The 23,855-nt window shown below is 66.0% G+C and carries 21 protein-coding genes and 1 pseudogene; 5 read left to right on the top strand and 17 right to left on the bottom strand.

Features of this window, described 5'->3' with window-relative positions:
• Positions 1–143: 143 nt before the first annotated feature.
• Positions 144–857, bottom strand: coding sequence for a transposase (locus BCEP18194_RS07590; protein ID WP_006477151.1), 714 nt, complete (start codon positions 855–857; stop codon positions 144–146).
• 193 nt (positions 858–1,050) lie between these two features.
• On the opposite strand from BCEP18194_RS07590, the gene BCEP18194_RS07585 reads away from it, so the two are divergent.
• Positions 1,051–1,782 (top strand): OmpW/AlkL family protein, encoded by a 732-nt coding sequence (locus BCEP18194_RS07585; protein ID WP_011350702.1) that lies wholly within the window; start codon positions 1,051–1,053, stop codon positions 1,780–1,782.
• Positions 1,783–1,952: 170 nt separating this feature from the next.
• Here BCEP18194_RS07585 and ugpQ read toward each other — a convergent pair whose 3' ends face one another.
• The 10 genes and pseudogenes from ugpQ to BCEP18194_RS41865 form a co-directional block, all read right to left on the bottom strand.
• The gene (ugpQ, locus tag BCEP18194_RS07580; protein WP_011350701.1) at positions 1,953–2,723 is read right to left on the bottom strand and encodes a glycerophosphodiester phosphodiesterase; all 771 of its coding nucleotides are present in this window, start codon (positions 2,721–2,723) and stop codon (positions 1,953–1,955) included.
• A gap of 28 nt (positions 2,724–2,751) precedes the next feature.
• Complete coding sequence (locus BCEP18194_RS07575) at positions 2,752–3,837, bottom strand: sn-glycerol-3-phosphate import ATP-binding protein UgpC (RefSeq protein ID WP_011350700.1); 1,086 nt, start codon at positions 3,835–3,837, stop codon at positions 2,752–2,754.
• Positions 3,838–3,869: 32 nt separating this feature from the next.
• Positions 3,870–4,715, bottom strand: coding sequence for a sn-glycerol-3-phosphate ABC transporter permease UgpE (ugpE, locus tag BCEP18194_RS07570; RefSeq protein WP_011350699.1), 846 nt, complete (start codon positions 4,713–4,715; stop codon positions 3,870–3,872).
• Complete coding sequence (gene ugpA, locus BCEP18194_RS07565) at positions 4,712–5,596, bottom strand: sn-glycerol-3-phosphate ABC transporter permease UgpA (RefSeq protein WP_011350698.1); 885 nt, start codon at positions 5,594–5,596, stop codon at positions 4,712–4,714. The genes ugpE and ugpA overlap by 4 nt, the downstream gene beginning before the upstream one ends.
• A 103-nt stretch (positions 5,597–5,699) precedes the next feature.
• The gene (gene ugpB / locus BCEP18194_RS07560) at positions 5,700–7,034 is read right to left on the bottom strand and encodes a sn-glycerol-3-phosphate ABC transporter substrate-binding protein UgpB (RefSeq protein WP_011350697.1); all 1,335 of its coding nucleotides are present in this window, start codon (positions 7,032–7,034) and stop codon (positions 5,700–5,702) included.
• A gap of 90 nt (positions 7,035–7,124) precedes the next feature.
• Complete coding sequence (locus tag BCEP18194_RS07555) at positions 7,125–8,333, bottom strand: deoxyguanosinetriphosphate triphosphohydrolase (protein ID WP_011350696.1); 1,209 nt, start codon at positions 8,331–8,333, stop codon at positions 7,125–7,127.
• A gap of 41 nt (positions 8,334–8,374) precedes the next feature.
• Positions 8,375–9,454, bottom strand: a complete 1,080-nt coding sequence (aroB, locus tag BCEP18194_RS07550; RefSeq protein ID WP_011350695.1) for a 3-dehydroquinate synthase — start codon at positions 9,452–9,454, stop codon at positions 8,375–8,377.
• A complete protein-coding gene (locus tag BCEP18194_RS07545) occupies positions 9,451–10,005 on the bottom strand; it encodes a shikimate kinase (protein ID WP_011350694.1) in 555 nt (184 codons plus the stop codon). The genes aroB and BCEP18194_RS07545 overlap by 4 nt, the downstream gene beginning before the upstream one ends.
• Positions 10,006–10,045: 40 nt before the next feature.
• Positions 10,046–11,677, bottom strand: coding sequence for a type IV pilus secretin PilQ (locus BCEP18194_RS07540; protein WP_011350693.1), 1,632 nt, complete (start codon positions 11,675–11,677; stop codon positions 10,046–10,048).
• Positions 11,674–11,904, bottom strand: a pseudogene (locus tag BCEP18194_RS41865) (pilus assembly protein); the annotation flags it as partial. The pseudogene BCEP18194_RS41865 and the gene BCEP18194_RS07540, both read right to left, overlap by 4 nt.
• Before the next feature lie 346 nt (positions 11,905–12,250).
• Between BCEP18194_RS41865 and BCEP18194_RS07530 the strand changes: the two are divergent.
• Entirely contained in the window at positions 12,251–14,641 is a 2,391-nt protein-coding gene (locus BCEP18194_RS07530; RefSeq protein ID WP_011350691.1) for a penicillin-binding protein 1A, read from the top strand.
• A 92-nt stretch (positions 14,642–14,733) separates the two neighbouring features.
• Here the strand turns inward: BCEP18194_RS07530 and cyaY are convergent, their stop codons facing one another.
• On the bottom strand, positions 14,734–15,063 hold the full coding sequence (gene cyaY / locus BCEP18194_RS07525) for an iron donor protein CyaY (RefSeq protein ID WP_011350690.1): 330 nt from the start codon (positions 15,061–15,063) through the stop codon (positions 14,734–14,736).
• A 36-nt stretch (positions 15,064–15,099) separates the two neighbouring features.
• Between cyaY and lptM the strand changes: the two genes are divergently transcribed.
• The gene (lptM, locus tag BCEP18194_RS07520; protein ID WP_041492722.1) at positions 15,100–15,381 is read left to right on the top strand and encodes an LPS translocon maturation chaperone LptM; all 282 of its coding nucleotides are present in this window, start codon (positions 15,100–15,102) and stop codon (positions 15,379–15,381) included.
• A gap of 78 nt (positions 15,382–15,459) precedes the next feature.
• On the opposite strand, the gene msrQ is transcribed toward lptM, so the two are convergent.
• From msrQ to BCEP18194_RS07495, 5 genes are all read right to left on the bottom strand, one after another.
• Positions 15,460–16,149, bottom strand: a complete 690-nt coding sequence (msrQ, locus tag BCEP18194_RS07515; RefSeq protein WP_011350688.1) for a protein-methionine-sulfoxide reductase heme-binding subunit MsrQ — start codon at positions 16,147–16,149, stop codon at positions 15,460–15,462.
• A 20-nt stretch (positions 16,150–16,169) separates the two neighbouring features.
• A complete protein-coding gene (msrP, locus tag BCEP18194_RS07510) occupies positions 16,170–17,165 on the bottom strand; it encodes a protein-methionine-sulfoxide reductase catalytic subunit MsrP (RefSeq protein ID WP_011350687.1) in 996 nt (331 codons plus the stop codon).
• Between the two features lie 158 nt (positions 17,166–17,323).
• Entirely contained in the window at positions 17,324–18,514 is a 1,191-nt protein-coding gene (gene ccsB / locus BCEP18194_RS07505) for a c-type cytochrome biogenesis protein CcsB (RefSeq protein WP_011350686.1), read from the bottom strand.
• 4 nt (positions 18,515–18,518) lie between these two features.
• Positions 18,519–20,735 carry a cytochrome c biogenesis protein ResB gene (locus BCEP18194_RS07500; RefSeq protein ID WP_011350685.1) on the bottom strand — a complete coding sequence of 739 codons (2,217 nt, stop codon included), beginning with the start codon at positions 20,733–20,735 and terminating at the stop codon, positions 18,519–18,521.
• A 231-nt stretch (positions 20,736–20,966) separates the two neighbouring features.
• Entirely contained in the window at positions 20,967–21,620 is a 654-nt protein-coding gene (locus BCEP18194_RS07495; RefSeq protein ID WP_011350684.1) for a c-type cytochrome, read from the bottom strand.
• A gap of 214 nt (positions 21,621–21,834) precedes the next feature.
• On the opposite strand from BCEP18194_RS07495, the gene yihA reads away from it, so the two are divergent.
• Both yihA and hemB read left to right on the top strand, forming a co-directional pair.
• The gene (gene yihA / locus BCEP18194_RS07490; protein ID WP_011350683.1) at positions 21,835–22,494 is read left to right on the top strand and encodes a ribosome biogenesis GTP-binding protein YihA/YsxC; all 660 of its coding nucleotides are present in this window, start codon (positions 21,835–21,837) and stop codon (positions 22,492–22,494) included.
• A gap of 252 nt (positions 22,495–22,746) precedes the next feature.
• Complete coding sequence (gene hemB / locus BCEP18194_RS07485; RefSeq protein ID WP_011350682.1) at positions 22,747–23,745, top strand: porphobilinogen synthase; 999 nt, start codon at positions 22,747–22,749, stop codon at positions 23,743–23,745.
• Positions 23,746–23,855: the final 110 nt, after the last annotated feature.

Here is a 23,855-nt window from a genome sequence, read left to right as displayed (position 1 = left end):
CAAAGGAATAGCAACAAAAACCGTTTGATCGAACCCCAATTAAACGGATGCCTCGATCTGGTGCCGTTTTATTGGGGCCGTATCGTTTTGGTGCAAAAAGAAGCGGCGCCCGCAGCGCCGCCTCCTGAACCGCCGTCCCTGCGTTACTGCTGAATCGGCGGCGTGTTTTCACGCACCTTTCTGGGGCGTCCGCGCGGCAGCGGCGATACGCGCCGGTTCGCGGTACGCGCCGCCCACTCGCGATAATTCTCGCCGCCGAGCACCCAGCCCTTCAACGTCGCCTGCTGCAGCTGGTCGGCCTGCCGCTCGTCGAGCGGCTGCTCGCACAGCTCCTTGTACGCGCGCTGGCGGTCGAACGGCGTGTTGCCGAGCGCCCAGTAGAGCGGATGGTCGGTGATCAGGCTGTCGACGGTGAGCCCGACGTGGTGCCGGTAGCTCGACCAGCGATAGGCCTCGGGCGTCGCGACGAGCTGCGCGCGCACCGGGCTCATCTCGACCACGCGGCTCGCGAGCAGGAAATAGCGCTCGCCTTCGATCACGGTCGCGCGATAGCGGCCTTCCCACAGGGTGCCGCGCCGCGAATAGCGCCGGTTGAAATGCGCGACGTAGCGGCGACCGACCGCCTGCATCGCTTTCGGCAGGCTCGCTTCGTCGCTCGGCGTCACGAGCAGTTGCACCTGGCGCGGCAGCAGCACGTAGGCATGCACCGACAGGTGATGATCGCGTGCGGCGGCCTTCAGGCAATCGATGAAGAGTTCGTAGTCCTGGTCGTCGACGAACGCGGGTTGCTGATCCAGGCCGCGCAGTATCACGTGCTGCGGCTGGTCGGGAACGTAGAGTCGTGCTAACCGTGCCATGCTGAATGTCCGTTTGAACGCGTTAGGAAATACCCGGGGGTCCGAAAGTGCGCACCTGCGTAGAATGCCTGTCCCCGCTAGGCGCGAAAGCGTACGGTCGTACGAATCCTAGGGAGAAAACTCTAACTTACGAGCTTGTTTGGTTTTAAACGCAGTCGTCATAATGAGCACGCCTTTGATCGGAGGAGACACAATGAAACGAAAACTGGCCATTACGGGGGCCGCAGCGCTCGCATTCGCGTTCGCGGGCGGTACGGCACATGCACAATCCGCAGGTGATTTCTACGTCAGCACCGGCTGGCTGCACCTTGCGCCGCAGGACAGCAGCGACCCGCTGTTCCTCTACGGCGTCGGCGGCACGCCCATCAACCAATCGGTGCCCAACACCGGCGCCGGCATCAGCGACGCCGACACGCTTGCGCTGGCGACCGGTTACTTCGTGACCGACCACATCGCCACGGAGTTCATCGCCGGCATTCCGCCGAAGTTCGACATCACCGGCAAGGGCCAGTTCTCGAATTTTGGTACGCTTGGCCGCGCGTACCAGTGGAGCCCCGCGCTCCTCCTCAAGTACTACTTCAACGACGCCAACGCGAAGTTCCGTCCGTATGTCGGCGTCGGCGCGACGTATATCTGGTTCACCGGCGCGAAGATCACGAACAGCGCATTCGAGAACGGCGTGCTCGGCGGCCCGACCAGCGCGCAGACCAGCAACCAGTGGGCGCCCGTGTTCAACGCCGGCTTCACGTACAACTTCACGAAACACTGGTTCGCCGGCTTCTCGATGTCGTACATCCCGGTCAGCGTGACCGCGACCTTCACGACGGCCCGCCGCACGCCGGTCGGTACGCTGACGGAAACGTCGAAGGCTCACATCTCGCTGAACCCGATCGTGACGTACCTGAACGTCGGCTACCGCTTCTAAGCGTAGTCGAATATTTGGGGAATGGTTAATCCTGCTGCAATTTGTAGCGGATTTTTCCTGACGTAACGTCTCCACGATGCGAAACGCCCCGGCGGGAATCCCGTCGGGGCGTCGTTTTTTCGCGTCAGTTACGTTCCCGACACGGGTTTCGGCGGCCGCAGGCGCGGCCGTCAGACGATGTCGATGTCGTCCAGCGCATCGGGGGCAATCAGGTCGATGCGGTCCGTGCAGACCGCATCGACACCCCAGCGCGCGAGTTCGCGTGCCCGTTCGAGGTCGTTCACCGTGTAAACCAGGATGCGCAGCCCGGCCGCCTTGATCGCGCGCACGAGCGGTTCGTCGAGCTGTTTGTGGTCTGCATGCAACGAAACACAGCCGAGCGCGCCGACGACTTGCGCATGCCAGTCGTCCGGCACGGCCTCGTAGAGCATCCCGCGCGGCAGCGCCGGCATCGTCGCGCGCGCCTGGTGCAGTGCATCGAACGAGAACGACGACAGGAGCGGCGGAATCGCGGCATCACGCCAGTACGCGGCCGCGTCGGCCGCCACGCGCTGCCCCGTCTCGCGCTCGCGTCCCGGACACGGCTTGATCTCGACATTCGCGGCCAGCCCGTGGGCGATGCAGCGCGCCGCCGCGGCCTCAAGCGTCGGCATCCGCTCGCCCGCGAAGCGCGCATCGCACCACGCGCCCGCATCGAGTGCGGCCAGCGCGTCGTAACGCATGCCCGCCGCCGCGCCGTGACCGTTCGACGTGCGGTCGACCGTGTCGTCGTGCAGCAGGAACGTCACGTCGTCGGCCGACAGCTTCGCATCGAACTCGACCATCCGGTGGCCACGGCGCGCGCCCTCGTCAAGCGCGGCGAGCGTGTTCTCCGGCGCGAGCGTGCCGCCGCCGCGATGGGCGACGACGCGCGGATAAGGCCAGTCGGTACGGGTTGTCATCGTCGGTGTCTCGGCAGGTGCAGCAGGTTCAGCCGGCACGCTTGCCGGTCTCGGGATCGAAGAAATGCAGCCGGTGCGCGGGCAACGCGGCCGCCAGCGCAGTGCCGCGCGCGGGACGGTCCGCGTGCGGCAGGCGCACGGCGACGTCGTGATTGCCCCAGCGGCCGTGTGCGAGATTGTCCGCACCGAGCAGCTCGCACGAGTCGACCGGCAGCGTCGCCTGCGCGACGCCCGGTTGCGGCGTCATGTGTTCGGGACGCACGCCGAGCACCCAGTCGCGCCCGGTGGCGATCGCCGCGCCGATCCCGGGGGCACCTGCGACCGGCAGCGCCGGGCCTCCGCCTGCGACCGTAAACGTCGCGCCGTCGTCCGACAGCCGGCCATGCATGAGGTTCATCGCGGGCGAGCCGATGAAGCCCGCGACGAACACCGTCGCCGGCTTCTCGTACACGTCGACCGGCGCGCCGATCTGCTCCGCGTAGCCGCGGTTCATCACGATCACGCGCTGCGCGAGCGTCATCGCCTCGATCTGGTCGTGCGTCACGTACACGCTCGTCGTCGCGAGCCGCGCATGCAGCCGCTGGATCTCGAGCCGCATCTGCACGCGCAGTTTCGCGTCGAGGTTCGACAACGGCTCGTCGAACAGGAACACCGAAGGCTCGCGCACGATCGCGCGCCCCATCGCGACGCGCTGCCGCTGGCCGCCCGACAGCTCGCGCGGCCGCCGCGCGAGCAGCGGCTCGAGCTCGAGGATCTTCGCAGCCGCGGCCACCCGCGAATCGATCGTCGTGCGCTCGATCCCGCGGATCTTCAACCCGTAGCCCATGTTCTGCGCGACCGTCATGTGCGGGTACAGCGCATAGTTCTGGAACACCATCGCGATATCGCGATCCTTCGGCTCCAGCGTGTTGACGACGCGCTCGCCGATCGCGATCTCGCCGTCCGTCACCGTCTCGAGCCCCGCGATCATCCGCAGCAACGTCGACTTGCCGCAGCCCGACGGGCCGACCAGCACGATGAATTCGCCGTCGGCGATCTCCACGTCGATGCCATGCAGCACGTGCTGCTTGCCGTCGTAGGATTTCCTGACGCCCTTCAAGCTCAGCGCAGCCATTCTTGGTCTTTCTCCCGGTTGCCGTCCGTCATTTATTTCTCGGAATCGACGAGGCCGCGCACGAACCAGCGCTGCATCGCCAGCACGACGACGAGCGGCGGGATCATTCCCAGCAGCGTCGCCGCCATCACGTATTGCCATTCGGTCGCGGCGTCGCCGCTCGCGATCATCGTCTTGATGCCCACCACCGCCGTCGACAGCGACGCCTCCGTCGTGATCAGGATCGGCCACAGATACTGGTTCCAGCCGTAGATGAACGTGATCACGAACAGCGCCGCGATGCTCGTCTTCGACAGCGGCAGCACGACGTCCCAGAAGAACCGCAGCGGCCCCGCGCCGTCGATGCGCGCGGCATCCATCAGCTCGTCGGGCAACGTCATGAAGAACTGGCGGAACAGGAACGTCGCGGTCGCCGATGCGATCAGCGGCAGCGTGAGCCCCGCATAGGTGTTCGTCATGTGCAACGTCGACACGACCTGCACGGTCGGGAAGATCCGCACCTCCACCGGCAGCATCAGCGTGACGAAGATCAGCCAGAACGCCGTGTTGCGGAACGGGAAGCGGAAATAGACGATCGCGTACGCAGACAGGATCGACACCGCGATCTTGCCCACGGAGATGCCGAACGCCATTGCGAAGCTGTTCAGGAGCAGGCGGCCGAACGGCGCGGTCGTGCCGGCGCTGCCATGCCCCCAGATGTACGCGACGTTCTCGAACAGGTGCGTGCTCGGCACGAGCGACAGCGGCACCGTGAACACTTCCTGCGCGTTCATCGTCGCCGCGCAGAACGCGACGTAGACGGGAAACACGACCAGCACCACACCCGCGATCAGCACCGCGTGACAGAACAGGTCGAAGCCCTTGCGATTTTCGATCATGCGTATTGCACCCTGCGTTCGACGAAGCGGAACTGGATCACCGTGAGCCCGACGACGATGATCATCAGCACGACCGACTGCGCGCCCGAGCTGCCGATATCGAGCCCCTGGAAGCCCTCCGCGAAGATCTTGTAGATCAGCGTCTTCGTGCTCTGCGCCGGGCCGCCGCCGGTGGCCGCGTCGATCACCGGGAACGTGTCGAAGAATGCATAGACGAGGTTCACGACCAGCAGGAAGAAGCTGGTGGGCGACAGCAGCGGCAGCACGATGTTGAAGAAGCGCCGCACCGGCCCGGCGCCGTCGATCGCCGCCGCCTCGATCAGCGAGCGCGGGATCGCCTGCAGGCCCGCGTAGAAGAACAGGAAGTTGTAGCTCACCTGTTTCCACACCGACGCGAGCACGACCAGGAACATCGCCTGGCCGCCGTTCAGCGCGTGGTTCCACACGATGCCGCTCTTCGCGAGCGCATAGGTGATCAGGCCGATGCTCGGGTTGAACAGGAACGCCCACAGCACGGCGGCGATCGTCGGCGCGACCGCGTACGGCCAGATCAGCAGCGTGCGATACACGCGCGCGCCGCGGATCACGCGATCGGCGCACGCGGCGAGAATCAGCGACACGACCAGTCCGCTCACCGTGACGAGTGAACTGAACACGAGCGTCGTGCGGAAAGAATCGAGATACAGCGGATCGGCGAACAGGTGCGTGAAGTTCGCGAGGCCGACGAATTCGCTCGAGGTGCCGAACGCGTCCTGCATCTGCGTCGACTGCCACAGCGCGACGCCGGCCGGCCACAGGAAGAACACGGCGGTGATCGCGAGCTGCGGCGCGATCAGCAGGTACGGCAACAGGCTCGCACCGAAACGGGAACGGGATTGCATCGCGGATATCCGGTCAGGCGCAACGGAAAGGTGGCCGTGCCGCCAGCCGGCGCGTGCATCCGTACAGGATGCGACGCGGCCGGCGGCACGATGCGATGCGGGCTCAGCCGCCCGACTTCTCGAAGCGGCGCAGCAGCTCGTCGCCGCGCGACGCAGCCGAATCGAGCGCGTCCTTCGGCGACTTCTTCTGCGCCCAGACCTGCTCGAACTCCTCGTCGACCACCGTGCGGATCTGCGGCATGTTGCCCAGGCGCAGCCCCTTCGTGTACGGCAGCGGCGGCTTGTTCAGCATCTGCTTGATCGCGGTTTCGGCGCTCGGGTTCTTCGCGTAGAAGCCCTGCTGGCGCGTGAGGTCGTACGCGGCGGTCGTCACGGGCAGGTAGCCCGTGTCCTGGTGCCACTTCGCGGCGACGGCCGGCGAGGCCAGGTACGCGAGGAATTTCGCGACGCCCTTGTAGGTCGCCGGATCCTTGCCCGCCAGCACCCACAGGCTCGCGCCGCCGATGATCGCGTTCTGCGGAGCGCCCTTCACGTTCGCGTCGTACGGCATCATGCCGGTGCCGTAGCTGAACTTCGCGAACTTCTGCACGTTCGCGAGCGCGCCCGACGACGTCGTCATGATCCCGCAGTCGCCGCTGTAGAACTTCGCCGACGCTTCATCCTTGCGGCCCGCGTACGTGAACGTGCCGTCCTTCGCCATCTGCTGCAGGAACGAGATGTGCGCGATCTGCTGCGGCTTGTTGAACTCCAGCACGGCGTCGGCGCCGTCGAAGCCGTTGTTGCGGCTCGCGAACGGCAGCGCGTGCCACGCGCTGTAGTTCTCGAGCTGGATCCAGCCCTGCCAGCCGGTCGTGAAGCCGCATGCCATCCCCGACTTGCGCAGCTTCTCGGCATCGGCCTGCACATCGGCCCACGTCTTCGGCGGCTGGTTCGGATCGATGCCGGCCTTCTTGAACGCGTCCTTGTTGTAGTACAGCACCGGCGTCGAGCTGTTGAACGGCATCGATACGAGATGGCCCGTCTTCGCGTCGCTGTAGTAGCTCGCGATGGTGGGCACGAACGCCTTCTCGTCGAGCGGCACGCCGGCCTGCTTGAACACGTCGTAGACGGGCACGACGGCCTTCTTCGCCTGCATCATCGTGGCCGTGCCGACTTCATAGACCTGGAGGATCGCCGGCGCGTTGCCGCTGCGATAGGCGGCGATGCCGGCCGCGAGCGCCTGGTCGTAGGTGCCCTTGAAGACCGGCACGATCTTGTAGTCGCTCTGCGACGCATTGAACTGGTCGGCGATCGCGTTGACCCGCTCGCCGAGCGCGGCTTCCATCGCATGCCAGAACTGGATTTCCGTCGCGGCGAGCGCCACGTGCTGCACCCCGAACATCAGCGCGCCGCCGAGCGCGATCGAACGAACCAGTGTCCCCGCAGGCTTCTTCTTCATCGACCTCTCTCCTATGAAAACGTTACCAACAGCGTGTGCAACATTCCCATCGCCATTGAACCGGCGAAGTCTAGTGATCGTTTGTGACAGTCAGTTGTCGTTGATGACGAACAGGCGCTGATACTCCTTCAGCGCGAAGCGGTCGGTCATGCCGGCGATGTAGTGCGCGACGAGGCGCGGCTGCTGCGCGGTGTCGTCCGACTGGTACGGCGGCGGCAGCAGGCGCGGATCGTCGATGAACGCATCGAACAGACCGGTGACGACACGCTGCGCCTTGCTCGCCATGCGCATCACCTTGTAGTGGCGATAGAGGTTCTTGAAGAGGAAACGCTTGAGGGCGGCCGCCTGCGCGGCGACCGTTTCGCTGTGCGACACGAGCGGCGGCGCGGCGCGCACGTCGTCGAGCGACGCAGGCGCGACGCGCGCGAGATTGCGCGTCGTCTCGTCGATCAGGTCGACGATCAGCGTGTTGATGATGCGGCGCACCGTCTCATGTACGAGACGGCGGCCTTCGAGGCGCGGGAATTCGGCGAGCGCCGCCTCGTAGTGGCGCTGCCACAGCTCGACTTCCGCGAGCTGTTCGATCGTGATCAGGCCGGAACGCAGGCCGTCGTCGACGTCGTGGTTGTTGTACGCGATCTCGTCCGCGATGTTGGCAAGCTGCGCTTCGAGCGACGGCTGGCGGCCCTGCAGGAAGCGCTCGCCGAGCGCGCCGAGCTTGCGCGCATTCTCGCGCGAGCAGTGCTTCAGAATGCCTTCGCGGGTTTCGAAGCACAGGTTCAGCCCGTTGAACGCGCCGTAATGCTCTTCGAGCTCGTCGACGACCGCCAGGCTCTGCAGGTTGTGCTCGAAGCCGCCATGCTCGCGCATGCAGGCATTCAGTGCATCCTGCCCGGCATGGCCGAACGGCGTATGGCCGAGATCGTGCGCGAGCGAGATCGCCTCGACGAGATCCTCGTTCAGGCGCAGGTTGCGCGCCACCGAGCGCGCGATCTGCGCGACTTCGAGGCTGTGCGTGAGGCGTGTGCGGAACAGGTCGCCTTCGTGATTGACGAAGACCTGCGTCTTGTATTCGAGCCGGCGAAATGCGGTCGAATGGACGATGCGGTCGCGGTCGCGCTGGAATTCGGTGCGCGCCGCCGGCGGTGTTTCCGGATGGCGGCGGCCGCGCGACTGCAACGCGTGTGCGGCATACGGAGCGAGATGGGCTTCCAGCGCCGCCAGCGTCGGCGGCTCGGCCACCGGCGCAGCGGATGCGCGGCCGGCTTCGGGCAGTGTGCTGCTGGATGTCTCGCTCACGTCTCCTCCATGTCAGGGGCGCCGGGGCATCCGGGCGGCCGTTAGTGGGTCGTCTGCGCCAGTGTAGCGAACACGGCTTCGTCCGGCGCCTGCGTGATCAGCGTATCGCCGAATCGCTTCAGCAGGATGAACTTGATCGCGCCGGCTTCCGCCTTCTTGTCGACGCGCATCAGGTCCAGGTAGCGCGCGTCGCCGAGTGCAGGCCCGCGGGTCGGCAGGTGCGCGGCCGCGATCACCGCATCGAGGCGCTGCCGCGACGCTTCGTCGAGCAGGCCGAGCCGCACCGACAGGTCGCCCGCCATCACCATTCCGCAGCCGACCGCTTCGCCGTGCAGCCACTCGCCGTAGCCGAGCCCGGCCTCGATCGCATGGCCGAACGTGTGGCCGAAGTTCAGGATCGCGCGCAGGCCGCCTTCGCGTTCGTCGGCCGCCACCACGCTCGCCTTGATCTCGCACGAGCGCTTCACAGCGTGCGCGAGCGCAGCCGGGTCGCGACGGTTCAGCGCGTCGACGTTCGCCTCGATCCAGTCGAAGAATTCCGCATCGGCAATTGCGCCGGTCTTGATGATCTCGGCAACACCGGCCGCCAGTTCGCGGTCGGGCAGGGTCGTGAGCGCACCGATGTCCGCGATTACGGCCTGCGGCTGGTAGAACGCGCCGATCATGTTCTTGCCGAGCGGGTGGTTGATGCCCGTCTTGCCGCCGACCGACGAGTCGACCTGCGACAGCAGCGTCGTCGGCACCTGGATGAACGGCACGCCGCGCATGTAGCACGCGGCCGCAAAGCCCGTCATGTCGCCGACCACGCCGCCGCCGAGTGCGACGAGCGTCGTCTTGCGGTCCGCGCGGTCGGTCAGCAGGCCGTCGAAGATCAGGTTCAGCGTTTCCCAGTTCTTGTACGCCTCGCCGTCCGGCAGCACGACCGTCGACACGCGCTTGCCGAGCGGCGCGAGCGCCGCGCGCAGCGCGTCGCCGTAAAGCGGATCGACCGTCGTGTTCGTGACGATCGTGACGGACGAGCCCTTGATGTGAGGCGCGAACAACTCGGCGCGGCCGATCAGGCCGGCGCCAATGTGAATCGGATAGGCGCGGTCGCCCAGATCGACGTTGACAGTAATCATGCTTGTAGCGGCTTGGCGATGACGCCGGCCAGTTCGAGTTGCATCAGCACCATGTTGACGAGACCGTTGACCGACGGACGGCCGGTCTCGATGACGAAATCCGCGCATTCGCGGTACAGCGGGTCTCGTACCTCGTACAGCGCTTCGAGACGCCCCTTCGGATCTTCGGTCTGCAGCAGCGGGCGGTTCTTGTCCTTGCGGGTACGCAGCCACAGATCGTGCGGATTGGCGCGCAGGTAGACGACGATGCCGTTGTTTTTCAGACAGTCGCGGTTTTCCGGGCGCAGCACCGCGCCGCCGCCCGTCGCGAGCACGATATTCTCGCGCTGCGTGAGATCGGTGATCACCTGCGTTTCGCGATCGCGAAACCCGGCCTCGCCCTCCATCTCGAAGATCACCGGGATGCGCGCGCCCGTACGGGCCTCGATTTCGTGGTCGGAGTCGAAGAACGTCCTGTCGAGACGACGCGCGACCGCACGGCCCACGGTGGTCTTACCCGCTCCCATAAGGCCGACGAAAAATACGTTTGCATGTGGGTCCCGCGCTTGCAACGGCTTCCTCTGCTTCAATCTTGCTGGTGTGTGGCGCAGCTTACTGGCAAAGCGGCTGCCTTGTCGAGCCTGCGCCGGCGGCTTCCGGCCCTGTTTTTTCGGCATCCGCACCGGCCGCGCCGCGCTCATTGCAGCGCGCATCGACGACGGTCGGCGTGATGAAGACGACCAGTTCGTTGCGCTGATCGCGTTGCGCGCGGTGCCGGAAAAGCGCGCCCAGAAACGGTATTTTGCCCAAGAGCGGCACGCGCGTCACATCGTTCCTGTTCAGTTGCTCATAGATCCCGCCGATCGCCACCGTCCCGCCGTTTTCGACCTCGACACGCGTCTGGACGTGTTTCGTATGGATCGCCGGGCCGGCCGCCGTCGGCTCGCCGATGCTGTCCTTCGTCACGTCCAGGTCGAGTACCACGCGCCCGTCTGGCGTGATCTGGGGCTCGACCTCCAGTTTGAGCGTCGCCCGGCGGAACTGCACGCCGCTCACGCCGTTGCCGACCTTCGCCTGGTACGGCACCTCCGAACCCTGTTCGACGATGGCCTTGACGCGATCGGCGGTCACCACGCGCGGACTCGAGACGATCTGGCCCCGCCCCTGAGCCTCGAGCGCGCTCAGTTCGACGTCGAGCACACGGCTGAGCGGCGCGGCGAACAGCGTGAAGCCGGCGGTTGCCGCTTCGAAGCCGCCGAGCGGCCGCGCAGCCAGGTCGAGCGCGTTGCGCGCACCGGTCGTGAACGTGGCGCTCTCGCCCGACGGCGGCCGCCCCTGCGCCCGCAGCGCGACGCGCGCGCCGAGATTGCGCGAAAAACCCTGCTCGCCCTCGACGATGCGGGCCTCGATCCGGACTTGCCGCGACGGCCGGTCGATCGCCTCGATCAGGCTCGCGACCTGATCGAGACGCGGCGCGAGATCGGTGACGAACAGCAGGTTCGTGCGCGGATCGGCCGCCGCGGCGCCGCGCTTCGACAGCAGGCGCTGGCCGGTCGCGCCGGCCAGCAGCCGTTGCACGTCCTGCGCGCGCGGGTAGTGCAGCGCGAAGGTCCGGCTCGCAAGCGGCTCCAGATCGGCGGCCCGCGCGTGCATTTCGAAGCGCTCGCGTTCGCGCGCGGCCAGCTCGGCCGCCGGCGTGACCCATATCACGCTGCCCCGCCGGGACATCGCGAGCCCGTGCGTGTCGAGCAGCGTGTCGAAGGCATCGCGCCAGCGCACATTGTTCAGACGTAACGTGACGGTGCCACGCACCTGCTCGCCGACGACGATATTGAGTCCGGTGAACCGCGCGAACGCGTCGAACGCGGCCGCGAGCCCCGCGCCCTGCAGATTCAGCGAGATTCGCCGCGTGTCGTCCGCATCGCCCGGTTGCCGGGCCGCAGCATCGCCCATCCGGGCCGGCGGCGCCAGCGGGATCGGCGGCCCCTCCAGCCCGGCTGCCGTGGTGGTGGCTTCCGCTTGAAGCACCGCGCGAGCCGCCTGGTCGAACGGCGGCGGGCCGGCCTCCGTCGAGACGGTGTGATCCGCACCGTCCACCGCGCCTTGTGGCAACGGCACGCCCGGCACCTGCGTATCCAACGCTGCGGCAGGCCAGACGGCCGGCAGCGGCGGCAATGACGCGCTTGCACTGGCCGCGGTCAATCCGGCCCAAACGGCGAGCACCCGACATCCGTGCTTCATCATGGCCGCCTCCCGTCGTCCAGGGTGACGCGGTACGCGCCGTCCGCCGTCGCGAGCGTCACGGCGACGGGATCGACTCGCACCACCCGCGCGACCCCGAGGGCTTCGCCGGGTACCACGGCCGTGAACGCGCCGTCACCATCGTCGAACAGCGCGAGACCGGCATGCCCGTCGCGGAACGTGCCGGCCAGGCGGGCAGCCGCCCCCTCCGCTTCCGACGAACCGGCCTCGACGCACACCTCCGCACCGCGGCCGCGCCGGCTCAGCACGACCACCCTCACCTCGTCCGCGCCGACGTCGATTCCCGTCGACCGGTGCCCGCCCTGCGCAAACCGCGCCCTCCATCGTCCCGCCATCCCAGCCTCCCGAAATCGTCGCGGCCCACGCCGCGTTTCCGAGACCTGATTCTGCAAAGCGGCGCGTGTGGCCGACAGTCGGCCTAACGGCCAGTACCGGCTCGCGACGGGCGCGCGCGGGCTATGCTGGAAGGACGCACACCCGCGGCTTCGCGGCGGGTAGCCCCCGCGTCAGGACCGGTCTTACCGGGCAGCTATAATCGCGGGACTGTTTTCCGGTATGCCTATGCAATCCACGACTCCTACGTCCCCGCCTCCCGCCCCGGAGCCGAAGAAGCGGCCCTGGTGGCAAAAAGTCCTGCTCGGATTCGCCACGATGTGCGTGGCGCTCGTCGTGGCCGGCGGCCTCGTGCTCGGCTACGCGCTCGTCGTCGCCTGGCCGAACATGCCTTCGCTCGACGCGCTGACCGACTATCGGCCGAAGGTGCCGCTGCGCATCTATACGTCCGACCACGTGCTGATCGGCGAATTCGGCGAAGAGCGCCGCGACGTCGTCCATTTCAAGGACGTGCCCGACTCGCTGAAGAATGCGATCCTCGCGATCGAGGACGCGCGCTTCTACGATCACGGCGGCGTCGACCTCACCGGCATCGTCCGCGCCGGCTTCGTCGCGCTGACGAACGGCCATGCGTCGCAGGGCGCGAGCACGATCACGATGCAGGTCGCGCGCAACTTCTTCCTGTCGAGCGAGAAGACCTACACGCGCAAGATCTACGAGATGCTGCTCGCGTACCGGATCGAGCGTGCGCTGACGAAGGATCAGATTCTCGAGGTCTACATGAATCAGATCTATCTCGGCCAGCGCGCGTACGGCTTCGCGAGCGCCGCGCGGGTCTATTTCGGCAAGGACCTGAAGGACATCACGCTCGCGGAAGCCGCGATGCTCGCGGGGCTGCCGAAGGCGCCGTCCGCATATAACCCGGTCGTGAACCCGAAGCGCGCGAAGGTGCGCCAGGAATACATCCTGCAACGGATGCTCGAGCTGAACTTCATCTCGCGCGAGCAGTACGACGAGGCCGTCGCACAGCCGCTCGTCGTCAAGGGTCCGGGCCGCGATTTCAGCGTGCACGCCGAGTACGTCGCGGAAATGGTCCGACAAATGATGTACGCGCAGTACCGTGAGGAAACCTACACGCGCGGCTTCAACGTCGTCACGACGATCGACTCCGCCGACCAGCAGGTCGCGTACACCGCGCTGCGCAAGGGCATCATGGATTACGAACGCCGGCACGGCTATCGGGGGCCGGAAGGCTTCATCGAGCTGCCGGCCGGTGCCGACGACCGCGAACAGGCGATCGACGATGCGCTGCTCGAACACCCCGACAACGGTGAGCTGATTGCCGCGGTCGTCACGGCCGCCAGCCCGCGCCAGATCACGGTTGCGTTCATCGACGGCAGCAATGCGACGATCGAAGGCGACAACCTGCGCTTCGCGTCGGGCGCGCTGTCGGCCAATGCGCAGCCGAATCGCCGCATCCGCCCGGGCGCGATCGTCCGCGTCGTGAAGAACGACACCGGCAAATGGTCGATCACGCAGTTGCCGCAGGTCGAGGGGGCGTTCCTGTCGATCGTCCCGCAGGACGGCGCGATCCGCTCGCTCGTCGGCGGCTTCGACTACAACAAGAACAAGTTCAACCACGTCACGCAGGCGTGGCGGCAACCGGGTTCGTCGTTCAAGCCGTTCATCTATTCGGCGTCGCTCGACAAGGGCCTCGGGCCGGCAACCGTGATCAACGACGGCCCGCTGTATTTCAGCGCCGCCGAAACGGGCGGCCAGCCGTGGGAGCCGAAGAACTACGGTGGCGGCTTCGAAGGCCCGATGTCGATGCGCACCGCGCTGCAGCGCTCGCGCAACCTCGTGTCGATCCGGATCCTGAACCACATCGGCACGAAGTACGCGCAGCAGTACATCACGCGCTTCGGCTTCGACGCCGAACGCCATCCGGCCTACCTGCCGATGGCACTCGGCGCGGGCCAGGTCACGCCGCTGCAGATGGCGGGCGCGTACTCGGTCTTCGCGAACGGCGGCTACCGCGTCAATCCGTACCTGATCGCCGAAGTCACCGATCCGAACGGCGCGATCGTCGTGCGCGCGCAGCCGCTCGTCGCCGAGCAGAACGCGCCGCGTGCGATCGACGCGCGCAATGCGTACGTGATGAACAGCCTGCTGCAGAGCGTCGCGCAGCGCGGCACGGGCGCGCGGACCAACGTGCTGAAGCGCACCGACCTCGCGGGCAAGACCGGCACGACGAACGACTCGCACGACGCGTGGTTCGCGGGCTACCAGCACACGCTCGCCGCGATTGCGTGGATCGGCTACGACAACCCGCGCAGCCTCGGCGATCGCGAAACGGGGGGCGGCCTGTCGCTGCCGGTCTGGATCGACTACATGGGCGCCGCGCTGAAGGGCGTGCCCGAGTTCAAGCCGACCGCGCCGGACGGCGTCGAGTCGCTCGGCGGCGAGCTGTACTTCACCGAGTTCGCGCCGGGCCACGGCTTCGTGTCGACGGTTGGCGTACCGCAAGCACCGGCCGCGCAGAACGTCGACGCAACCGTGCCGCACGTCGACGAGCAGGAAAAGCAGGACATCATGAACCTGTTCGCGCACTGATCACCGGCCCGGACATAAAAAAAGCGCCCCGCGGGGCGCTTTTTCTTTGGCACGGGCGCATCGGGACGCGGCCCCGGCTTCGGCCTCGGCGGTTACGGCGCGTTGAACGTGATCGGCAAGCCGGCCTGTTGCGTCGCGTACTCGGTGAGCGCCGAGAAAAACTCGGTGCCCGTGCGCGTATCGCGCCATTCGCCGTCGATGAAACGGTAGTGGAAACCGCCCGCTTTCGCGGCGATCCACACTTCCTTCATCGGCGGCTGCAGGTTGACGATGATCTTCGAGCCGTTCTCGAACGTCAGCGTCAGGACGCTGCCGTTGCGCTCCAGATCGATGTCGTGATCGCCGTCGTTGGCGTCGTCGACGGTACGCTCGACGGCCGCCAGCACGGCCTCGGCACGGGTCAGGTATTCGGTATCGGACATGCTAAACTCTATCGGTTCAATTGTTCAGGGACGATCATGCGAGTCGTTTTCCGGATGAGCGCGATTGTAGCGGCTTTGGCGATTCTTGCCGGCTGCGGTCAAAGCGGCGCGCTCTATCTGCCCACCGTGCCTCCGATGCCCAAGCCACTCCAGCAGCAGGACGCGCCGCCGTCGGACGTGAAGCCGACCGATGAAAACGCGTCGTCCGACAGTGTGCCCGATTCGTCCGGCACGCCGCTCACGCTGTCACCCGAATTGTCGTCGAGCGGCGCATCGTCCATGCCCGCCCCGGCGTCGAGCCCGGCCGTCGCGAAGTAACGACGCGCCGCCTGCACGGCTCACGAAACAAGGCGATGACTTCCCGGTCATCGCCTTTTGTTTTTTCAGGCTGCGCCGTCACGCGCGCAGGCGCCGCCATCCCCATGCAATGAGCCGCCAGCCGAGCAACGCGGCCACGATGGCCGCATAAAGCTTCGGCTGCGCGAGATTGTGCTTGCCGGCCCTCATCCACCAGAAGTGCAGCACGCCGAACAGCGCGATCGCGTAGATCGCGCTGTGCAGCGTCGCCCAGTGGCGGCCGAGCCGGCGCACCATCGCGCGCGGCGACGTTGCCGCGAGCGGAATCAGCAGCACGAACGCGGCGAAACCGACCGTGATGAACGGGCGCTTGCCGACGTCCTTCAGGATCGCGACGACGTCGAACCACTTGTCGAACCACAGGTAGGTCGTGAAGTGCAGCGTCGCGTAGAAGAACGCGAACAACCCGATCATCCGGCGAAAGCGCAGCAGCGCGGCGAAACCGGTCATGCGCCGAAGCGGTGTGACGGCGAGCGTCACGCACAGCAGCACGAGCGTCCAGAGGCCCGTCGAGCGCGTGATGAACTCGATCGGATTCGCGCCGAGCCGGTCGGTCAGCCCGAACAGCACGAGACGCGCGAGCGGATAAAGACCGGCCGCGAAAACCAGCACCTTGGCCGGTGCGAGCCAGCGTGGCGCGGCAGGACGGACCGCGCCGCCTCGTGCGGCACGCGCAGCGCCTTGGCCGGCGCCGGCTGCGCGCGCCGGAGTCAGCGTCGAAGAGGGCATATCGTTTCTCACCGTCGCCCTCAGAAATTCTTCTTCAGGTCCATGCCCTGATACATCGACGCGACGAGATCGCCGTAGCCGTTGAACATCAGCGTCTTGCGCTTCGGCGTGAAAAAACCGTCCTCGCCGATGCGCCGCTCGGTTGCCTGGCTCCAGCGCGGATGATCGACGTTCGGGTTCACGTTCGAATAAAAACCGTACTCGTTCGACGCATACGTATTCCAGCTCGTCTTCGGCTGCTTGTCGACGAAGCGGATCTTCACGAGCGACTTCGCGCTCTTGAAGCCGTACTTCCACGGCACGACGATCCGTACCGGTGCGCCGTTCTGGTTCGGCAGCACCTGCCCGTAGACGCCCATCGTCAGCAGCGTCAGCGGATTCATCGCCTCGTCCATCCGCAGCCCTTCCGAGTACGGCCAGTCGAGCACCGGCGTCGAGAGGCCCGGCATCTGCGACGGATCGGCCAGCGTGATGAACTGCACGTATTTCGCGTTGCCGGTCGGCTGCACGCGCTTGATCAGCTCGGACAGCGGCACGCCGATCCACGGGATCACCATCGACCATCCCTCGACGCAGCGCAGCCGGTACACGCGCTCCTCGAGCGGCGCCAGCTTCAGCAGTTCGTCGAGATCGAACACCTTCGGATGCAGCACCTCGCCCTCGACGCTCACGCGCCACGGGCGCGGGCGCAGCGTGCCGGCGTTCTGCGCGGGGTCACTCTTGTCGGTGCCGAATTCGTAGAAGTTGTTGTAGGAGGTAATGTCCTTGAACGGCGTCACCTTGTCGGCCGCGACGAACTTCGGATTCGTCTTCGCCGCCAGCTTCGCGGCCCGCGCGTCGGGCGACGCATAGGCGGCAAATGCCGCACCGCTGCCGCCGAGCAGCCCGCCCGCCGCCGCGAGGCCGGCCGCCTGCAATACGCGCCGCCGGTTCTCGAACACTGCACGCGGCGTGATTTCGCCGGGCGCGATATCGCCGCCGGTCAGTACGTTCCGCAAAGGGCGTTTGATCCACATCGTGCTGCTCCTCCTGCATGCGCCGCGCGCAGCTTCATGAGCGTTCGACCCGACCCGTCTTGCGCCGTTCGACGCCCGGACCGCCCGCCCGTTACAAAAGAAAACCGCCGGGCACACGGTGCACCGGCGGTCTCATAGTCGGACGAACAGCGGAAATCTTACAGCTTGCCGTAGCTGTGCAGCCCGGACAGGAACATGTTGACGCCGAGGAACGCGAAGGTCGTCACGAGCAGGCCCGTGAGCGCCCACCATGCGGCCACCGTGCCGCGCAGGCCCTTCATCAGGCGCATGTGCAGCCACGCCGCGTAGTTGAGCCACACGATCAGCGCCCAGGTTTCCTTCGGGTCCCAGCTCCAGTAGCCGCCCCATGCTTCGGCGGCCCACAGCGCGCCGAGGATCGTCGCGATCGTGAAGAACGCGAAACCGACCGCGATCGACTTGTACATCACGTCGTCGAGCACTTCGAGCGTCGGCAGGCGATCCGCGAGCACGCCGCGCTCCTTCATCAGGTACGCGACCGACACCATCGCCGACAGCGCGAAGCTGCCGTAGCCGATGAAGTTCGCCGGCACGTGGATCTTCATCCACCAGCTCTGCAGCGCCGGCACGAGCGGCTGGATCTGCTGCGCATCGCGCGCGACCGAGTACCACATCAGGAAGCCGACGGCCGCGCTGATCACCAGCAGCACGAACGCGCCGAGCGCGCGCGTGCCGTAGTGGCCTTCGTAATACAGATAGAGCAGCGCGGTGATCAGGCTGAACAGCACGAACACTTCATACAGGTTCGACACCGGAATGTGCCCGACGTCCGCGCCGATCAGGTAGGACTCGTACCAGCGCACCATCAGCCCGGTGAAGCCCATCAGCACGGCGACCCACGTGAGCTTCTGGCCGATCGCGGAGCCCGACTCCGAGCGCGCGAGCAAACCGATCCAGTAGAAGATCGTCGCGAGCACGAACAGCGCGCTCATCCACAGGATGGCCGACTGGCTCGACAGGAAATACTTGAGGAAGAACGCCGAATCGGCGCGTGCGAGATCGCCCTGGTAGATCTGGATCGACAGCAGCGCCAGCACGGCGATCGACGCCATCATCAGCCGCGCGGGCTTCCAGCGCCAGCCGAGCGTGATGAGCGCCGGCACGGTGCCGATCATCACCGCCTTGTCGTAGTAATCCATGTGCGCGTTGTAGTGCACGAGCGCATAGCCCGCGCCCACCACGAGCGCCAGTGCGAACAGCCAGTCGAGCAACGACAGGCGCGCGAGGAACGGACGGTCGTCGAACAGCGGCGCCATAACCGGAGCCTGGGCCGACGCCCGATGGGAAGAGGAAACTTGCGTGAGATCCATGATGTTACCGGGTGGAATTCTCGGAATCGGAACCGCCGCCGGCAGGCGGACGGGCCGTCGATGCCGCACCGGCCGGCGCGGCGTCGCGAGGTGCGGCGTGCAACGCGGCACCGGCCGCATCGCGCGTCTGCACGAATTCTTTCTCGAAATCGAAGGTCTTGCGGGCCGTGGACATTGCCATCACCACATCGACGCCCGAACCGGCGTCCTTCAGCCAGAACCAGAGGCGCCGCTCGCGCACGTAGAACATCGAGAAGATGCCGGCGACCAGCAGCAGGCTGCCAAGATACACCAGATTCTTGCCGGGTGCGCGCGTCAACTGAAATACCGAAGCTTGCACCTGCTTGAATGAGTCAAGCTGCAAATAGACCGGCGATCCATACAAAAAGCTGTCAGATAGCGCATTGATCGCGTTCTGCACGAAGCGGATCGTGTCGGTGCCCTGCTGCGCCGCCGGCTCGCCCGCGCGCTCGCGCGCGATCTGCCAGACCTCCCACATCGAGCCTTCGAGCATGCGCAGCAGCAGGCTCGCGGCCTTCTCCTGCTCGGCCTTGGGCACCGAGCGGTCGATGAACGTCGCGACAGCCTGGAAGCCGCCGATCGGCTGGCCGTCGGCGCCACGGCCGACGCTGTCGTCGCTCGCCGCAAAAAGGGTCAGCACCTTCAGTGCGCTGTCCTGCAGGCGGCTGCGCAGCGATGCGTCGGTGCCCGGCAGCGAACGCTGCGCGAAGCGCGCGGCGGCTTCGGCGCGCGCGGACGGATCCTCGAGCGCGGCGCGCAGGTGCATCCATTCGCCGATCGAATCCTGGCTGTCGGCCGGAATCCGCATGTAGCGGAACGGGTCGTTCGGGCTCGCACGCACGCCGGCGAGGAACACGCGCTCGCCGTTCATGTCGACGGGCAGCATGTAGTTGTTGAATTCGCGCGCCTGGCCGTCCTTGCCGCGGATCTTGTACTGCACGGACGGGCCGATGTTGTGAAGCTGCGTCGGCTTCGAGGTCTTGGCGCCGGAGCCGAGCCGTTCGTCGAACACTTCTCTCAGCGAGCTCGTCGTCGCGACACCGCGCACGTCCGGCTTGCCGTTCGCGTCAGCCATGTTCTCGACGTTGATCGCACGGAAATCGGAGAACTCGATCGTGTCGCCGTCGTTGCCCGGCATCTGCAGCGGCGCCGAACTGCCGATCGTCCCCTTTACGGGGAAGGTCGTCGCGTTGCCGCCCGTCATCGGGTAGGCCGTCATCTGCATCTGCGAGCCGCCGTCCTGGAAGCTCGACTGGTAGATCGACACGCCCTTGTACGTGAACGGCTTGTTGACCTCGACGCGCGCCGGGATCTTCTGGCCGGTCTCGCGATCGATCACGACGATGTCGCTCGCGAACAGCTTCGGCATGCCCGTCGTGTAGTAGTCGACGATGAACTTGTTGAGCTGGATCGAGAACGGCAGGTCCTGGATCAGCGAGCCGCTCGGCTGGTTCAGGATCGCGGTCGACACGAACTGCCCCTCGGGCACCCACGCGTAGCCGCGGAACGTCGGGTTCGACGCGGACAGGCGGTGGTCGGGCGAGATCTCGCTGATCGTCGCGCTCGTGTTGACCGGGCTCTTGCCGAACATCCACATCTGGAATTTGATCGGCAGGTTGCTGTCGAGCAGGCCGCCGATACAGATCACGACGATCGCGAGGTGCGCGGAGATGTAGCCCCACTTGGTCATCGCCCCGCGCTTCGCGGAGATCAGCGTCGCGCCGTCGTTCTCACGCACGATGTGCTTGTAGCCGGCCTTGGTGACGAACGTGGCGAGCGTCGCCGTGACCGTCGCGCGCGTGCCGGACGTCGTGTACTCGGCCTTGTGGTGGAACGCCCGCAGACTGCCTTCGCGAACCTTGTCCTTCCAGCTCTTCGCATCGGCGAGCATCTTCGGCGCGTTGCGGATCACGCACAGCGAGATCGAGATGACGAGGAAGATCAGGATCAGCATGAACCACCACGCGCTGTACACGTTGTACAGGCCGAGCGAGCGGAAGATGTCCGCCCAGAACGGCCCGAACTGGTTCACGTAGTTCGGATACGGGTCGTCCTGGGTCAGGACCGTGCCGATGATGCTCGCAATCGACAGCACCACCAGCAGCGCAATTGCGAAGCGCATCGAGCTCAGCAGCTCGACCGCGCGCTTCGACGCACCCTGACCCGACTTCGACTGCAACCCCGACGTGGTAACGCTCATTCAAACTCCGACTAAGGGGAAACAGCCCCCAACGCTCACTATGTTCGCTTTGGGGAGCACAGCCCCCCATTCCCGGCATGCCTCTTCATCCTGGCTTGGCATGGCTCGGCCCGGCGAGTGCTGACAACAAAAAAGGGCAAGGCGACCGCAACCATGCGGCGCCCCACCCTTTTCTTGTTCTGACTCCGGCCGCCCTTCGGGCGCCCGGTCATTCCATTCGCGGCTGACCGCTCAACGCAGGCCCGCAATGTAATCCGCGACGGCCTTGATCTCGTTGTCCGACAGCCGCGTCGCGATCTGATGCATCGCCTCGTTGTTGTTACGCGCACCGGCACCCTGCTGGAACGCGGTCAACTGCGCGACCGTGTAATCGGCCCATTGCCCCGACAGACGCGGGTACTGGACCGGGATCCCTTGCCCTGTCGGCCCGTGGCAACTCGCGCAGGCGGGTACGCCCTTCTCCGCGATGCCGCCGCGATAGATCTTCTGGCCGATCGGCACGGTTGCCGCATCGCGCGCGGTGCCGAGCTTCGTCGTCTGCGACCCGTAGTACGCGGCGACGTTGCGCATGTCGTCCGCGCTCAACGCGCTCGCGAATCCGACCATCACCGCGTTGGTACGCACCGGCCCCTTCGCGCCCGGCTGCGTCTTGAAGTCGTTCAACTGCTTGACCAGATATTCGGGATGCTGGCCGGCAAGCTTCGGAAAACTGCCCGACGCGCTATTGCCGTCGGCGCCGTGACACGACGCACAAACCTGCCCGGCAATTGCCTTGCCACGGTCGAGATCCGGCTTTGCCGCATCCGCCGCGTTTGCCTCCGCTACGAAACCTACGAACCCTGCTGCAACCTGAAGCACCATCAGAGACTTGCACAGTCGATTCATTCGCACACCCTGTTTCGTCTTGTGGGAATTTGAGGTTCTGCAAAAAACGACGGCGTTCAGTCTACCGCAGAAGCTACATAAAAGCGCGAGGCAGGCGCCCGGTAGCCTTCGGTAAAACCGCCGTATTGTACAATATCGTGTTGAAAGCTCCCGCGCCTATCGGGGCTACCCCGCCTCCACCAAGCGGCTCGCGCCGCCCGTCCTTCCGGTTCCCATGGCCTTTCTGCTCCATCAAGCCCGCTTCTACACGACCGTCAACCATCTGCGCGACCTGCCGCCGACGGTCCAGCCGGAAATCGCGTTCGCGGGCCGCTCGAATGCCGGCAAGTCGACGGCGATCAACGTGCTGTGCAACCAGAAGCGGCTCGCCTTCGCGTCGAAGACGCCCGGCCGCACGCAGCATATCAACTACTTCTCCGTCGGCCCGGCCGACGAGCCCGTCGCGAATCTCGTCGACCTGCCCGGCTACGGCTACGCGGAAGTGCCCGGTGCCGCCAAGGCCCACTGGGAAATGCTGCTGTCGTCCTACCTCGCGACCCGTTCGCAGCTTTGCGGCCTGATTCTGATGATGGATTCGCGCCGTCCGCTGACCGACCTCGATCGCCGCATGATCGAGTGGTTCGTGCCGACCGGCAAGCCGATCCACACGCTGCTGACGAAGTGCGACAAATTGACGCGGCAGGAAAGCATCAACGCGCTGAGGACCGCGCAAAAGGGTCTCGATGCGTATCGTGACCAGGGCGTCCAGGGCAAGCTGACGGTTCAGCTGTTCTCGGCGATGAAGCGCGTTGGGCTCGACGAGGCGCACGAATTGATCGAAAGCTGGGTGCGGCCGTCCGTCGCCGACGAAAAAAGCGAGCCTGTAGCACAATGATCGGGCAACGCGCGGCCGGGATCGGCGGCGCGCACCTGACGGCGCCTGCGGTTTCGGCCGGCTCATAAAAAAACCCGCCGTTGAACGGCGGGTCAAACAGCCTAATCGAAAAACGACAGGCACCCGCTCAGGGAGGAGAAGCGGGGAGCTGCACGCGACGCGTGCCGCTCGATCGCTATCATATACCAACGCTCCCGAAAATGACCTAAGGGTTCCGTAAGGTCTTACTGCCCCGATTTCTACCCAATCGCCATGAGCTTCCATCCGCTTCATCGTCCGCGCCGGATGCGCCGCGACGACTTCTCCCGCCGCCTGATGCGCGAAAACCGCCTGACCACCGACGACCTGATCTATCCGGTGTTCGTCGTCGAAGGCACCAACGAACGGCAGCCGGTACCGTCGATGCCCGGCGTCGAACGCGTGTCCGTCGATCTGCTGATGCAGGTCGCCGAGCAGTGCGTCGAACTCGGTGTGCCCGTGCTGTCGCTGTTCCCGGCCATCGAGCCGTCGGTGAAGACGCCTGACGGCCGCGAGGCAGCCAATCCGGAAGGCCTGATCCCGCGCGCGGTGCGCGAGTTGAAGAAGCGCTTCCCCGAACTCGGCGTGCTGACCGACGTCGCACTCGACCCGTACACGAGCCACGGCCAGGACGGTGTCCTCGACGAAAACGGCTACGTGATCAACGACGACACGATCGAGATCCTGATCGACCAGGCACGCGTGCAGGCTGAAGCCGGCGTCGACATCGTCGCCCCGTCGGACATGATGGACGGCCGCATCGGCGCCATCCGCGAAATGCTGGAAAGCGACGGCCATATCCACACGCGAATCATGGCCTATTCGGCCAAGTTCGCGTCGGCGTTCTACGGCCCGTTCCGCGACGCGGTCGGCTCGGCATCCAACCTGGGCAAGGGCAACAAGATGACCTACCAGATGGATCCGGCGAACAGCGACGAAGCGCTGCGCGAAGTGCGCCTGGACATCGACGAAGGCGCCGACATGGTGATGGTCAAGCCCGGCATGCCGTACCTCGACATCGTGCGCCGCGTGAAGGACGAGTTCCGCTTCCCGACCTACGTGTACCAGGTGAGCGGTGAATACGCGATGCTGAAGGCCGCCGCGATGAACGGCTGGCTCGATCACGACAAGGTCGTGCTCGAATCGCTGCTCGCGTTCAAGCGGGCGGGCGCCGACGGCGTGCTCACGTACTTCGCACTCGACGCTGCGCGTCTGCTGAAAGCGCAACGCTGATTGCCCGCCGGCAGGCGGAAAGCAAAACGGCGGGACACCTCGGTGTCCCGCCGTTTTTTTGCGGTCGATCGGGACCGTCTGCCCTTGTCGATCGTCAGCTCAGGCCGCGC

The organism is Burkholderia lata (assembly GCF_000012945.1).
GTDB lineage: Bacteria > Pseudomonadota > Gammaproteobacteria > Burkholderiales > Burkholderiaceae > Burkholderia > Burkholderia lata.
This window is presented reverse-complemented; position numbering and strand designations above follow the sequence as displayed.

What these genes read in the sequence shown, in the direction of transcription:
- BCEP18194_RS07585 (WP_011350702.1), top strand. Translation starts at nt 1,051, where the DNA reads ATGAAACGAAAACTGGCCATTACGGGGGCCGCAGCGCTCGCATTCGCG.
- yihA (WP_011350683.1), top strand. Translation starts at nt 21,835, where the DNA reads ATGGCCTTTCTGCTCCATCAAGCCCGCTTCTACACGACCGTCAACCAT.
- msrQ (WP_011350688.1), bottom strand. Translation starts at nt 16,149, where the DNA reads ATGCCCTCTTCGACGCTGACTCCGGCGCGCGCAGCCGGCGCCGGCCAA.
- ugpA (WP_011350698.1), bottom strand. Translation starts at nt 5,596, where the DNA reads ATGCAATCCCGTTCCCGTTTCGGTGCGAGCCTGTTGCCGTACCTGCTG.
- BCEP18194_RS07500 (WP_011350685.1), bottom strand. Translation starts at nt 20,735, where the DNA reads ATGAGCGTTACCACGTCGGGGTTGCAGTCGAAGTCGGGTCAGGGTGCG.
- BCEP18194_RS07575 (WP_011350700.1), bottom strand. Translation starts at nt 3,837, where the DNA reads ATGGCTGCGCTGAGCTTGAAGGGCGTCAGGAAATCCTACGACGGCAAG.
- BCEP18194_RS07540 (WP_011350693.1), bottom strand. Translation starts at nt 11,677, where the DNA reads ATGATGAAGCACGGATGTCGGGTGCTCGCCGTTTGGGCCGGATTGACC.
- cyaY (WP_011350690.1), bottom strand. Translation starts at nt 15,063, where the DNA reads ATGTCCGATACCGAATACCTGACCCGTGCCGAGGCCGTGCTGGCGGCC.
- msrP (WP_011350687.1), bottom strand. Translation starts at nt 17,165, where the DNA reads ATGTGGATCAAACGCCCTTTGCGGAACGTACTGACCGGCGGCGATATC.
- ccsB (WP_011350686.1), bottom strand. Translation starts at nt 18,514, where the DNA reads ATGGATCTCACGCAAGTTTCCTCTTCCCATCGGGCGTCGGCCCAGGCT.
- lptM (WP_041492722.1), top strand. Translation starts at nt 15,100, where the DNA reads ATGCGAGTCGTTTTCCGGATGAGCGCGATTGTAGCGGCTTTGGCGATT.
- ugpQ (WP_011350701.1), bottom strand. Translation starts at nt 2,723, where the DNA reads ATGACAACCCGTACCGACTGGCCTTATCCGCGCGTCGTCGCCCATCGC.
- hemB (WP_011350682.1), top strand. Translation starts at nt 22,747, where the DNA reads ATGAGCTTCCATCCGCTTCATCGTCCGCGCCGGATGCGCCGCGACGAC.
- aroB (WP_011350695.1), bottom strand. Translation starts at nt 9,454, where the DNA reads ATGATTACTGTCAACGTCGATCTGGGCGACCGCGCCTATCCGATTCAC.
- ugpE (WP_011350699.1), bottom strand. Translation starts at nt 4,715, where the DNA reads ATGATCGAAAATCGCAAGGGCTTCGACCTGTTCTGTCACGCGGTGCTG.
- BCEP18194_RS07590 (WP_006477151.1), bottom strand. Translation starts at nt 857, where the DNA reads ATGGCACGGTTAGCACGACTCTACGTTCCCGACCAGCCGCAGCACGTG.
- BCEP18194_RS07530 (WP_011350691.1), top strand. Translation starts at nt 12,251, where the DNA reads ATGCCTATGCAATCCACGACTCCTACGTCCCCGCCTCCCGCCCCGGAG.
- BCEP18194_RS07495 (WP_011350684.1), bottom strand. Translation starts at nt 21,620, where the DNA reads ATGAATCGACTGTGCAAGTCTCTGATGGTGCTTCAGGTTGCAGCAGGG.
- ugpB (WP_011350697.1), bottom strand. Translation starts at nt 7,034, where the DNA reads ATGAAGAAGAAGCCTGCGGGGACACTGGTTCGTTCGATCGCGCTCGGC.